Source organism: Serratia sp. CY27727 (assembly GCF_052169275.1).
Classification (GTDB): Bacteria; Pseudomonadota; Gammaproteobacteria; order Enterobacterales; family Enterobacteriaceae; genus Serratia; species Serratia sarumanii.
This window is the reverse complement of the sequence record NZ_JBJNLB010000002.1, coordinates 567,201-579,588: the sequence shown is the minus strand read 5'-3', so window position 1 is coordinate 579,588 and position 12,388 is coordinate 567,201. Positions and strand designations below refer to the sequence as shown.

Sequence of the window (12,388 nt, the reverse complement as noted above, 5' to 3'; positions counted from 1 at the left end):
CCCCCTCACATTGTCTCAGGCGCCGATTTCGGTGCGCACGTCCAGCAGCTCGGGGAAAAAGGTCAGATCCAACGCCTTTTTCAGGAAGCTGACGCCGCTGGAACCGCCGGTGCCCGACTTAAAGCCGATAATCCGCTCCACCGTTTTCATATGGCGGAAGCGCCACAGATGGAAGCTCTCTTCGATATCCACCAGCTTCTCCGCCATTTCATAAGCTTCCCAGTAGGTTTGCGGGTTGTCGTAGATCACTTTGAACGCCGGCAGCAGATCCGGGTTGCGCTGGTAGGGCTGCGTCCAGTCGCGCTCGAGGCACTCCTGCGGGATCGGCAAGCCGTGGCGCGCCAGGTACAGCAAGTATTCGTCGTACAGGCTCGGCGCTTCGAGGATCGCCTTCAGCGCCGCGTGTTTTTCCGCGTCGCTGCTGAACACCGCCAGCATCGCCGCATTCTTGTTGCCGAGCAGGAACTCGATCGAGCGATATTGGTGCGACTGGAAGCCCGACGAGCTGCCCAGCACGTCGCGAAACTCGACGTACTCCGACGGCGTCAGCGTTTCCAACACCGCCCACTGTTCGAACAACAGCCGCTGGATCTGTTTGACGCGCGCCAGGATTTTGAAACAGTGGCTGAGTTTGTCCTGCTGCACCAGCCGCAGCGCCGCCTGCAGCTCGTGCAGCATCAACTTCATCCACAGCTCGGAGGTTTGGTGCTGTATCACGAACAGCATTTCATCATGATGCGGCGGGTTGGAGAGCGGGTGCTGGCAGTCCAGCAGTTGGTCCAGGCACAGGTAGTCGCCGTAGCTCATGCGTTTGGAAAAATCGGTGACAATCGCGCTTTCTAATTCCCGTTTGTTCATCTGTGATCTCCGTTGCGCCCAGCGCCCCATCGGCCTGGAACGTGCCGCAAAGAGAAAACAATAGTACAGAACCCGCCGCCCCGAAGGGCGATAAACGAGAGGTGCTTCGCAGATCTCACTCATCTGCGCCGCCCCTCTCGCCCCGCTTTACCCTATCAGCCCAAACAGGTCGTTGAGCGACTCGCTCATGGTCGGATGGGTGAACAGCTGATCGCGCAGCCGGGTATAGGGCAGCCCGGCGTCCATCGCCGTTTTGACGATGTTGATTATCTCGTGGGCATCGCGGCACAGCAGCGCCACGCCGAGGATCTGGCCGGTCTGCGTATCGACCACCGCCTTCAGCAGGCCGCGCGTGTCGCCCAGCACGCGGGCGCGCGGGATCGCCGCCGCCGGCAGCGTGGCGACCTTAATGTCGCGCCCCTGCTGCCGGGCCTGATCTTCGCTGAGGCCGATGCGCGAGAAGCTGGGGGTGATGAACACCGAGTAAGGCACCGCGCCGCGATCGGCCGTGCTGCGTTTACCCGCGCCGAACAGGCTGTCGCGCACAATGCGGAAATCGTCCAGCGAGATATAGGTAAACTGCGGCCCGCCGTTGACGTCCCCCAGCGCCCAAATATGCGGCACGCTGCTGCGCAGCTGCGCGTCCACCCGCACGGCGCCGCGCTCATCCGTCTCAACGCCGGCGCGCGCCAGCTGCAAACCTGCGGTGTTCGGCGCGCGCCCGGCCGCCACCAGCAGCGCATCGAACGACTGCACGCCGCCCTGATGCACTACCTCAACGCCCCCTTCCACATCGCGCACCTGCTTCACGCCGGCGTTAAACGTGAAGCTGACCCCGGCGTCGCTCAGGATTTGCTGTATCGCCTGCGCCATATCGCGGTCTTCCCGGCCGAGCAACGCATCCGCCTCTTCGAATACCGTCACGGCGCAGCCGAACTGCGCGAACATCGAAGCGAACTCCAGCCCGATATAACCGCCGCCAATAATGCCCAACCGCGCGGGCCGCTGCGTCAACTGCAGCAGGCCGGTGCTGTCGTAACTCCGCTGCGAGCGATCCAACCCGTCGATCGCCGGCCAGCGGCTGACGGCCCCGGTGTTGATGAAGATGCGCTCGCCGCTCAGCACCTGCGTTCCCGCCGCGCCCTGCACGCTGATGCGATGCGGATCGATAAACTCCGCCCGTCCGTCGATCACCGTAACCTGTTCAAGCCCCGCCAGGTTTTGATAGTTTTTCTCCCGCAGCAGGCCGGTCACCTGCCGCTTGCGCGCCATCGCCTGGCTGAACGCCTGTTCGCCCGGCCCGTGAAGCTCGGCATCGTGCACCAGCGTTTTGGTCGGGATGCAGCCGATGTTGATGCAGGTGCCGCCATACATCTGCGCCGACGCCTCCACCATCGCCACGCGCCATCCCTGCCCGGCCAGAAAGGCCGCCAGCGTTTTGCCGGCCTTGCCAAAACCGATGATAATCGCCTGATAATCGTACATTGTGTCGCCTCGTCTCATGATGTTCATCACCGGTCAATCAGCGTATTGCGGCCTCAACTAACCGCTCCAGCGGCCTCAGCGCCGCGATCTGTCGTTCGTCGGCCCCGGCGCTCCGCTTCAGACTTTCCGCCGGGTGGTAGCTGACCTGCGTTTTGCCCCGTTCGTCTTGCGCAATCAGCACCCTGAACGGCAGATCCAGCGCCAACGCCGGCCGCGCCAGCATCAGCGGCGTGCCCGCCAGCGGGTTGCCCAGCACCAGCACCGTGGTGGGCGGCATCGTCAGATGATGCTCACGCGCCGCTTTCGCGTGATCGAACTCGGCGAACAGCGTCACGCCCTTCTGCTCGGCCGTGCTGATAATGCGCTGACGCGTTTGCTGATAAGCGTAGGCGCTCTCTACCGTTCGGGTTTCTTGCCCCATCGTCCCCTCCGCCACGGCAGAACAGGCCAGCATCATCAGGCTGCCGGCCACGGCCCGGTTCATGACGCTCATGCGACCTTCCCCCGCCACTGTTTCTCGAGCAAACTGCGCGCCGAATCCGCCATGATCATCACCGCGCCCGCCAACATCAGGGTGTCCTTCAGCACCAGGCGCCCGGCGCCGGAGAGATAAGGGAAACCGTGATGCGCATCGCCCAGCGCGGGCACCCAGGCCTCCGGGGTGGTGATCAAAAAGGTCAGCGTCACCAGCGGCGTGCAAAAGGAGAGTATGCCGCCCAATAGCCCCAGCCATTTGGAGAACGGGTTGGCCAGCACCAGCAGCGCGATCGCCACCTCCACCACGCCCAGGCCGTTGGAGAAGCCATAGGTATTGTTGGCCTGCTGCCAGGCGCGGGCGGCGAGGTTCAGTTCGCCTTCGTGCGTCAGATGCGCCTGATAGTCCTGCGGCATGTCATAGAAAAACGACATCAGCGGGCTGTTGGCGACGAACGGCGTGATGCTGTCCGCTTCGTAAGGGATGAATTTGAGCAGGCCAATCCATAAGAAAACGATGGCGATGCTGAGGCGAATCAGCGTTAATCCCAGCTTGTCGCCCTTGCTCAGAAAGAATAGTATTTTCATTACCGGCTCCATGTCATTGATAACTCATGCATCGCAGCGGCGCCCTCCGCATCGCTGCACTATCGAACCGATCTTAGTGCTTCGTATTACGCCGGCCCATTGCCGAAACAATCAGCTTCTTAGCCAGGAGTCTCAAAATGGATCCGCTCAGCCAACTGTTGATGCTTAACGACATGCGCGGTTATGTGGCGCGCGATTGCCATTTCAGCGGCGAGTGGCGCTCGCCGCATGCCGCCGGGGAGTGGAGTCAGATCCGCTGGCACATGGTGCTAGCGGGCAGCTGTCGGCTGGAGATCCCCGGCGGCCGGCCGGTACCGCTGGAGCAAGGCAGCCTGCTGTTCCTGCCGCACAACTCCGCCCACCGCCTGCTGCCGGAGAGGGCCGACAGCGCCACGCACCTGCTGTGCGGCGTGCAAATCTTGCCGCACAGCGCGTCGCCGCTGCTGGCGAGCCTGCCGGAATGTTTGCTGTTCAACAGCCGCCAACAGGGGCGGCTGGCGCTGCTGCAGGCGACCGGCCAGCTGCTGAGCGATGAGTTCAGCCAACAGGGCCAGGGGCACAACGCCATTGTCAGCCAGACCATGGCGCTGCTGTTCGCGCTGGCGATCCGCGCCTGGCTGGCCCAGCCAAATCAGAGCGGCAATCTGGTCGCCGCGTTGCTGCATCCGCAGTTGGGCAACGTGGTTGAACAGATGCTGCGCCGCCCGCAACATCCCTGGACGCTGGTTGAACTGAGCAAACAGGCCCATATGTCGCGCGCCAACTTCGCCCGCGTCTTTCGTCAGGTCACGCAGCAAACGCCGCTGCAGGCCCTTACCGCCATCCGCATGCAGCTGGCGGCCCGGCTGCTGGCGCGCCAGGCGTTGCCGCTGAGCCGTATCGCCGAACAGGTCGGCTATTCGTCGGAGGTGGCGCTGCACAAAGCCTTCACCCGTCACTTCGGCCTGACGCCGGGAAAATTCCGCCAGCAGGCCGCCGATGCGCCGCCGGACGCTTGCCCGATCCCGGCGTAACCTCCCACCCCGCCTTACTGTTTAGTAAACAACTCGGCCGCCGCCTGACAACTCTCACAAATGCGCGATCCCATGCGGGTTTCGCCCCGGTTGCGGCTTGCCTGCGCCTGTCTTCCCTTATAGATTGCAGGCTAACGGCAGGCAGCAAGGTATCGGCAAATGGCAAATATTCGAGACGTCGCGCGGTTGGCCGGCGTGTCCATCAGCAGCGTGTCGAACCTGCTGAATAACCGCAGCCACCAGATGAGCGCGCAGACCCGTGAGCGCATCGAACAAGCGATGGCGACCCTGGGATACCGGCCGGCCCGAACGGCGGCGGCACCCGCGCCGCAGGCGAAGATCATCGGTCTGCTGCTGCCGTCGATCGTCAACCCGAGCTTTTCGGCGCTGGCGCATGCGGTCGACGGTGCGGCGCGGGCTCACCGTTACCGCGTCTTGCTCGGCAACGCCTACCGCCAGGAACAGGAAGAGGCCGCGTTTATCGACGATATGTTCCTGCACGGCGTGCGCGGCATCATCGTGGCGGCGAGCGACATTCGCCAGACCCATTTTGTCCGGGCGGCCGAGAGAGGCATGAAGATCGTCAGCTACGACAGCCCGTTCGCCGAGCCGATGGCCACCGATGCCCGGCTGTTCGACAGCGTATCGATGGACAATATCGCCGCCGGGCGCCTGGCCGCGCAGCACCTGCTCGAACGCGGCTGCCGACACATTGTGTTCGCCACCGAAGCGACGCTGACCGTCGGGCGCAGCCACAAGATCGACGGTTTTCTAAGTGCGCTGGGGCACAGCCTGAGCGAACGCCAACGGGTGATCGAAGGCAAAGCCAACAGCGCCTACGGCGACACGGAAATGTTCGAATTAGGGCTGACGCTGGCGCCGCGCGTGCTCGCGCTGACGCCGCGCCCGGACGGCATCGTGGCGATTAACGATGCGCTGGGCATCGGGCTGATGGTGGGGCTGCGCGCCGCCGGCGTCCAGGTGCCCGCAGACATCTCGGTGATCGGCATCGACAATATCGCGCTGGCCGGCCTGGCCGAACCGGGGCTGACGTCCGTCAGGCCGCCGCTGGCGGAGATGGCGCAGCTGATGGTCGAGCGCCTGATCGGCCGCATCAACGATGATGCACAACCGCCCGGCGAGTTTCTCTTCCCGCCGACGGTCATCAGCCGGCGCTCGGTCAAAGCCGCCGGCTAACTGAAATAACAGCGTCTTCCCCAGGCGATGCGCCGCGGCATCGTCCGGATCGGTGTCAGCCAAAAACAAAGGAAAAGGCCGTCGCGCTTAAGGGATGCCCGCGCCTCAATGAATCAGCGTCATGCCGTTATTTAACGTTCAGCTCAGGATTATGGGCCGGGCCTCTATTATTCCGATTAACCACATTGGAAATATCAAAATGAAAATAAGCAAGCCGCAGGATATTGAACGCAGCGCTATCAGGAAATTGACGCTGCATATTGTCCCCCTCATGATTTTATTGTATTTCCTGGCGTTTCTCGATCGCAATAACATGGCCTACGCCGCCAAAGCGCTGGAAGATAACCTGGGCCTGACCGCCTCGGCCTTCGGCTTCGCCTCCGGGATTTTCTTTATCGGCTATTTCCTGTTTGAAATACCCAGCAACGCCGGCACCATTAAATTCGGCCCGCGCATCTGGTTCGCCAGAATATTAATTTCCTGGGGCATCTTCGCGACCCTGCTCGGCTTTGTGCGCACGCCGCTGGAGCTGTATATCTGCCGTTTTATGCTGGGCGTGTGCGAAGCCGGATTCTTTCCCTCGGTGGTGTATTACTTTACGGTGTTCTTCCCGGAAAAATACCGCACCAAAATCCTCGGCATGTTCATCATCGTCCAGCCGCTGTCCAACGCCGTCGGCTCGCCGATTTCCGGCTTTATTCTCAATATTCAGCATGACTGGTTCGGGTTCGCTCCCTGGCAGCTGTTGTTTATCCTCGAAGGGTTGCCGCCGATCGTCATCGGCCTGCTGATCCCGTTCCTGATCAAGAACTCGCCCAAGGACGTCGGCTATCTGAACGTGGAGGAAAAGGCCTGGCTGATGAGCAACGCCGGCCGCTCCAAATCCGGCTCTAAAATCACGCTGGGCGACTTCCTGAAAGGGATGAAAAACAAGAAATACCTGCTCTACGCGCTGCTCAACTTCGGCATGGTGTGCGGCATTTACGGCTTCGGCACCTGGCTGCCGTCGATCATTACCGCCCTCTCCGGCAGCGATATCTTCCGCGTCAGCCTGCTGGCGCTCATTCCCTACGGCCTGGCTGCGCTGCTGGTGTACCCGTGGAGCCTGTGGGCCAGCAAAACCAAAAAGCTCGGCGTATTCGCCGGCCTCAGCATGGTGGTCGCCGCTATCGGCCTGATGGGGGCGGTGACATTTTTTAAATACGATCCGCTCGTCGCGCTGTCGTTCCTGTGCATCGCCGCCATCGGCATCTACACCGCCGTACCGCCGTTTTTATCCATGCCCGCCAATATTTCCACCGGCGCGGCCGCGGCAGCCGGGCTGGCGGTGGTCAGCTGCATCGGCAATATCGGCGGCTTCGTCGCGCCTTATGCGGTGGGCGTGTTGAACGATCTGACCGGCAGCAGCGCGCCGGGGCTGTTTTTCCTGGCCTCGTGCCTGTTGGCCACCGGGTTGATCTGCATTTGCTACTGCGCGAAACAGCGTGAAGGCGTCATCAATACTTAACGAACCAATAAGGAGTCAATCATGGGCGATCTTGCGGGCAAAAAGGTGTTTATCACCGGGGCGGAACAGGGCATCGGCCGCGCCACCGCAGAGCGGCTGATCAAGGCCGGTTGCGACATCTATTTTCACTATCACAGCGACGAAAGCGGCCCCAAAGCGCTGGTGGCGCTGGCCCATTCATTGGGGCAAAAGGCCGCTTACGGCTACGCCGATCTCATCGATAGCGACGAAACGCGGCGCTGCGTCTCGGCCGGCGCCGAGTTTCTCGGCGGCATCGATATTCTGGTCAATAACGTCGGCGGCATCGTCGGGCGAAAATGGCTGGGCGAGATCGATCGCGCCTTCTGGCAAACCGTGATCGACGTGAACATGACCACCATGCTGAACGTGACCCAGAGCGCACTGCCGTTCCTGAAGGCGGCAAACGGCGCCAGCATCGTCAACCTGGCCTCGCAGGCCGGCCGCGCCGGCGGGCACTCCGGCTCGCTGGTCTATTCCGCCACCAAGGGCGCGGTGCTCACCTGGACGCGCTCGCTGGCGGCAGAGCTGGGCGAATACGGCATCCGAGTGAACGCGGTGGCGCCCGGCCTGATCCTCGGCACCCGCTTCCATAATCGCCACACCACCCAAGAATCGGCGGAGGAAACCGTTCGCGCCATCCCGCTGGGCCGTGCAGGCACGCCGGACGACGTGGCGCGCGCCATCGCCTTCCTGGCGGCGGAATACGATGGCTTCATCTCCGGCGCTACCCTCGACATCAACGGCGGCATCTACCGCATGTAGTTCAACCGCGGGCGGCAAGGCTGCCGCCCCCTATTCAGGTATCGCTTTATGATTAAATCCGCCATCACCCACCCGCCGCTGCTCGCCGCGCTGGCGCAATGCGGGCATAAGACCCAGGTGCTGATCGCCGACGGCAACTATGCCTGCGTGACCCACGCGCCGAAAGACGCCACCGTGGTCTATCTGAACCTGGCGCCCGGCACGCTCGCCGCCCCGCCGGTCCTGGAAAAGCTGCTGGCCTGCATCAACGTGGAAAGCGCCACGATGATGGCCTGCCCGCCGGACTTCACCAACACCATCGAAGCCGAATACCGGCAGCTGCTGCCGGCGCAGTGCCCGGTCGAACATCTGCCGCGCGAGGCGTTTTACGCCGCGGTCAAATCGGATCGGACGCTGCTGGTGATCGCCTCCGGCGAACAGCGCCGCTTCGCCAACCTGCTGCTGACGGTGGCGCCGGGGGGGTGACACGCGAATTATTTTACATCTGAAAACGTCCCCAGCCGCACCACCGGTATGTCTGCCAGCCGGGTGGTGTAGGCCGGCGACAGCATTTCGCGCTTCATTTGCCACGGCTTGACGATCCCCTGCCCGGCGAACCACACGCGCCCGCGCCCCTCCTGATTCAGGCGATCGAGGGTCGCCATCAGCCGCTCGCTGTTGCGACGCGGCGGGCAGTCGTCGAACAGATCGATCTGCGCCATGGCGGCGGCGCTGAAATCCCCCAGCACCACGCCGCCCTTCAGATAACGCCGCCCTTCCTGCCAGATGCTTTCCAGCGCGCGCACCGCCATGGCGATGATGTCGCGGCTGTCGTTGCTCGGCGTTTGCAGCCGGGCGGTGCCCATATTGCTGTAATACCCCTCGCCCGCCGAATGCGGGCTGGTTTTGATAAACACCGACACGTTGCGGCAATAGCGCTTTTCCTGCCGCAGCTTTTCGGCGGCGCGTTCGGCGTAGCTGCAGATGGCCTCGCGCATGTGCGGGTAGTGCGTCAACCGCTGGCCGAACGAGCGGGAGCAGATGATCTGCTCTTTGGCGGCCACCTCATCTTCCCACCGCAGGCACGATTCGCCGCGCAGCTCGCGTATCGTGCGCTCCAGCACCACGCTGAAGGTTTTACGCGCCAGTCGGGTATCGCAGTCCGCCAGCTGCAGCGCTGTGTGAATACCCATCGCCTGCAGCTGGCGAGTCAGGCGGCGCCCCACGCCCCATACCTCTTCCACCGGGATCAGCGCCAGCAGCTTGCGCTGGCGCGCCGGATCGGATAAATCCACCACGCCGCCGGTGCCGCGCCATTTCTTGGCGGCGAAATTGGCCAGTTTGGCCAGCGTTTTGCTCGGCGCAATGCCGACCCCGACCGTTAAATGCAGCTCGCGCCGGATGCGATCGCGCACCCGCTGGCCGAACTGCTCCAGCGCTTCGCAGTGCGCCACGCCGTCCAGCCGCAGAAAGGCTTCGTCCAGCGAGTAGATCTCCACCGCCGGCGCCATCTCTTCCAGCGTGTCCATCACCCGGCGGGACATATCGGCGTACAACGCGTAGTTAGAGGAGAACACCGCGACGTTGCGGCGGCGCATCTCCTCTTTGATCTTGAAATAAGGCGCGCCCATCGGCACGCCCAGCGCCTTCGCCTCGGCGCTGCGGGCGATCACGCAGCCGTCGTTGTTGGACAGCACGATCACCGGCCGCCCGCGCAGATCGGGCCGAAAGATGGTCTCGCAGGAGGCATAGAAGCTGTTGACGTCTACCAGGGCGAACATGGTTACCGACCTTTCATCGTCAGTGGGTTGTTATTCATAACGGCACCAGATTACTGTTCATGCATACAGTATTTGTATTTTTCTGGCGACGATCAAGTAGAAACCACCCCATCGCTGCTATCCGTTTGATGCGCATTGGCTTTTAACTCAGCCTCCGTTTACCTGGAGCCGAGTTTTTCATTAACGGCGAACTTCCCGCAGATCGAAACGAATCGGAATGGTCACGCTGAATTCCGCCTGCCCCGCTGCGATCTCGTTGCCGGGCGCGGGCAGTGGAGAAGCGCGCTGCGGTAACTGAAGCGCTTCCCGGTCGAGCGAAGCAACCCCACTCGATCGCAATAGCTTCACACCCAGCACGTTCCCCTGCCGATCCAGCGTCACGGCAACCTGAACAATACCCTGGCGCTGCTGGCGTACCGCCAGGGCCGGGTAGCGTTTGAAACGGCTCAAATGCGCCAACAGCAGGCCGCTCCAGACCGAGGCATCCTGGCTCGGCTGCGACGCCACGCTGGTTTGCGGCGCGGCAACACGCTTTCCATCCAGAGACGGCGGCGCGCTGGTGCTTGATGCTATTGAGCTTGCAGACGCTATTTTTTCCTGTTCCTTTTGCCTTGGGCGCGGCGGTTCCGTCTTCGGTCTGATGGGGTCGTTCCGTTGCCCTTTGGCCTTGCTCTGCTGCTCCGTCGCACGCGGCGCATGAATCAGCGGAGGCATCGCCGCCTCCGGTTCCCGGTTGGCCTGCCGTTGCGCCACCGCCTGCACCTGGCGCACACCGGTTGGCATCGGCTCTGCGTTGGGGATCGATTCCGCCTGCTCGGCAACCATCATCAACACCATAGGTTGCGCCGCGGGCAGCAACGGTGGCACCAGGTGATAACCAAGGCCAAACAACAACGCACCATGCAGACCCAACGCCAACACATTGGCGGTAGCCCAGCGCAATCGCCCGCCTGTAGGCGGTAAAGATAAATCGGCAGGTAATACGTTGTGATTCAACATGGAAAACGATACTCAGGTTAAGCGTGAAACAGACCAACGTACGCAGCGGTCAACGGCGGTCGGGGTATGTCAGAAAGGTCGTTTAGGCACGCGGCACCGGGCAGGGAACGAGAAAGAACAGGCCAAACGAAAAGGAAATACCCTAATGGCAGAGTAAAAAACTTTAGGACACGGTAATGAAGTATTTTGACAGCATATTTACCCTAACCGGCAGCGCACCGGGCAAAGCCGCAATGACGCGCTCGGGGTCAGCCAGCGGGAACGCACCGGATAGCCGCAGGCCGGCGACCTCCGGCCGGCAGCGAATAACGCCCTGACGATAACGCCCCAGCTCCATCAGGAAGTCGTCCAGCCGCATGTTGTCGGCCAACAGCATGCCTTGCCGCCAACCGGGCTCTTGCGTCACGCGGTACGGATCGCCAATGCCTTGCCGGCTTAATCTGCCGCCCTGACCGGCGTTGAGCACCGCGTTCCGATGCGCCGGCGAAAGGATTGTGACCCGGCCAAGATAAACGGCGATATCACTGTAGGTTTCCCACAGGCGAACGCTGAAGCGAGCAGCCTGCGCCACGATCTCGCCCTGCGGCAGCCTCACCGTCAACGCGCCGCTTTCCGGCGGCAGATTCACCATCATTTCACCTTCCAGCAATGCGGCCTGCTGAAGGCTGACGTTGACCGCCGTTTGCGTGTTCAGCATCAACTGCGCGCCATCCGCCAACGCGACGGTTTGCTGCTCCCCCACCGCCGTGCGGTAATCCGCCAGCCAGGGGCGCCATGGCAGCGCGCCAGAACCGATCCCAACCGACCCTACCACGCCGATGGCCGCCAGGCTTCTCAGCAACCGGCGACGTTGCGGGTTTGGCAACTGCGACAGACTACGCTGCGCCGCCGCCCCGTTAAGCAGAGAAAAACGGGATGAAAACGCGGCGATATGCCGCCAGGCGCGTTCATTTTCCGGTTTCGCCTGATACCAACGCCGCCAGTTTTCCCTATCCGCGTCGCTTGCCTCTTCCGACATCAGCTGGGTTAACCAGGCGGCGGCCTCACGCGCGCTCTGCCGATCGATATCCGATTCCATCATGGGTTCCGCACCTGCCGTTACGCCGCCAATGCAAAGAAACAGTGCAAATTGGCGCGCTGCAGATATTGTTTCACCGAACTGGTCGACACCCGCAAACGTTCAGCGATGTCGCAATAACGCATGCCCTGCAGGTGCGCCAACAGGAAAGCCTCGCGAACGTGCGCCGGCAATCCGTCCAACGCCTGATCCAACTGTTCGAGCATTTCGAGGGTTTGTTGACGGACCTCCGGCGAGGGCGCCTCGATCGCCGGCAGCTCGCTCAAGGCCTGCAGATAGCTCTCTTCGATTGTTTTACGTCGGTAATAATTCGCCACCAGCCGGCGCGCCACGGTCGCCAGGAAGGGGCGTGGTTGCCGAATGGCAAGCAACTGCGGACTCAGTAAAATACTGATGAACGTATCCTGCGCCAGGTCTTCGGCGTGATGCGCGCACCCGACCTTCTGTCTCAGCCAATGGCATAGCCAACTGTGGTGCTCAAGGTAAAGCTGTTGAGCAAACCCGTTGGCTGCCGCGGCCTCTTTCCTTGCCATTCGGTGACACCAATTGATAATGAGATTGAAAATGATAATTATTATTATTTTAAAATTGTAACTTCTGTGTCAAGCGATTGCTGATGATTTATAAACGGCGAAAAAGTAGGGAA

At 62.0% G+C, this 12,388-nt stretch carries 13 protein-coding genes; 5 read left to right on the top strand and 8 right to left on the bottom strand.

Going from position 1 to position 12,388, the window contains the following annotated elements:
* Nucleotides 1-15 precede the first annotated feature (15 nt).
* From kynA to rclC, 4 genes are all read right to left on the bottom strand, one after another.
* On the bottom strand, nucleotides 16-858 hold the full coding sequence (kynA, locus tag ACJ8HB_RS07585) for a tryptophan 2,3-dioxygenase (RefSeq protein ID WP_033635042.1): 843 nt from the start codon (nucleotides 856-858) through the stop codon (nucleotides 16-18).
* Between the two features lie 147 nt (nucleotides 859-1,005).
* Nucleotides 1,006-2,343 carry a reactive chlorine resistance oxidoreductase RclA gene (rclA, locus tag ACJ8HB_RS07580; RefSeq protein WP_094859951.1) on the bottom strand — a complete coding sequence of 446 codons (1,338 nt, stop codon included), beginning with the start codon at nucleotides 2,341-2,343 and terminating at the stop codon, nucleotides 1,006-1,008.
* A 37-nt stretch (nucleotides 2,344-2,380) separates the two neighbouring features.
* Nucleotides 2,381-2,797 (bottom strand): DUF302 domain-containing protein, encoded by a 417-nt coding sequence (locus tag ACJ8HB_RS07575; RefSeq protein ID WP_049211955.1) that lies wholly within the window; start codon nucleotides 2,795-2,797, stop codon nucleotides 2,381-2,383.
* 35 nt (nucleotides 2,798-2,832) lie between these two features.
* Nucleotides 2,833-3,405, bottom strand: a complete 573-nt coding sequence (rclC, locus tag ACJ8HB_RS07570; protein WP_086556934.1) for a reactive chlorine resistance membrane protein RclC — start codon at nucleotides 3,403-3,405, stop codon at nucleotides 2,833-2,835.
* Between the two features lie 137 nt (nucleotides 3,406-3,542).
* Here rclC and ACJ8HB_RS07565 point away from each other — a divergent pair, with 137 nt between their 5' ends.
* The 5 genes from ACJ8HB_RS07565 (at nucleotide 3,543) to ACJ8HB_RS07545 (ending at nucleotide 8,370) form a co-directional block, all read left to right on the top strand.
* Nucleotides 3,543-4,418: a cupin domain-containing protein gene (locus tag ACJ8HB_RS07565; RefSeq protein ID WP_049196304.1), complete on the top strand. Its 876-nt coding sequence runs from the start codon at nucleotides 3,543-3,545 to the stop codon at nucleotides 4,416-4,418.
* A gap of 159 nt (nucleotides 4,419-4,577) precedes the next feature.
* Nucleotides 4,578-5,615, top strand: a complete 1,038-nt coding sequence (locus tag ACJ8HB_RS07560; RefSeq protein ID WP_047571525.1) for a LacI family DNA-binding transcriptional regulator — start codon at nucleotides 4,578-4,580, stop codon at nucleotides 5,613-5,615.
* 271 nt (nucleotides 5,616-5,886) lie between these two features.
* On the top strand, nucleotides 5,887-7,122 hold the full coding sequence (locus ACJ8HB_RS07555; RefSeq protein ID WP_170943480.1) for an MFS transporter: 1,236 nt from the start codon (nucleotides 5,887-5,889) through the stop codon (nucleotides 7,120-7,122).
* A 21-nt stretch (nucleotides 7,123-7,143) separates the two neighbouring features.
* On the top strand, nucleotides 7,144-7,905 hold the full coding sequence (locus ACJ8HB_RS07550) for an SDR family NAD(P)-dependent oxidoreductase (protein WP_047571524.1): 762 nt from the start codon (nucleotides 7,144-7,146) through the stop codon (nucleotides 7,903-7,905).
* A gap of 48 nt (nucleotides 7,906-7,953) precedes the next feature.
* The gene (locus ACJ8HB_RS07545) at nucleotides 7,954-8,370 is read left to right on the top strand and encodes an RbsD/FucU domain-containing protein (protein ID WP_047571523.1); all 417 of its coding nucleotides are present in this window, start codon (nucleotides 7,954-7,956) and stop codon (nucleotides 8,368-8,370) included.
* Between the two features lie 8 nt (nucleotides 8,371-8,378).
* Here the strand turns inward: ACJ8HB_RS07545 and umuC are convergent, their stop codons facing one another.
* From umuC to ACJ8HB_RS07525, 4 genes are all read right to left on the bottom strand, one after another.
* Nucleotides 8,379-9,665: a translesion error-prone DNA polymerase V subunit UmuC gene (gene umuC, locus ACJ8HB_RS07540; RefSeq protein WP_094859952.1), complete on the bottom strand. Its 1,287-nt coding sequence runs from the start codon at nucleotides 9,663-9,665 to the stop codon at nucleotides 8,379-8,381.
* Nucleotides 9,666-9,845: 180 nt separating this feature from the next.
* Nucleotides 9,846-10,556 (bottom strand): energy transducer TonB, encoded by a 711-nt coding sequence (locus tag ACJ8HB_RS07535; protein ID WP_160207992.1) that lies wholly within the window; start codon nucleotides 10,554-10,556, stop codon nucleotides 9,846-9,848.
* A gap of 271 nt (nucleotides 10,557-10,827) precedes the next feature.
* Complete coding sequence (locus ACJ8HB_RS07530) at nucleotides 10,828-11,745, bottom strand: FecR domain-containing protein (protein ID WP_033647829.1); 918 nt, start codon at nucleotides 11,743-11,745, stop codon at nucleotides 10,828-10,830.
* A gap of 17 nt (nucleotides 11,746-11,762) precedes the next feature.
* Nucleotides 11,763-12,275, bottom strand: a complete 513-nt coding sequence (locus ACJ8HB_RS07525) for a sigma-70 family RNA polymerase sigma factor (RefSeq protein ID WP_025303329.1) — start codon at nucleotides 12,273-12,275, stop codon at nucleotides 11,763-11,765.
* Nucleotides 12,276-12,388 lie beyond the last annotated feature (113 nt).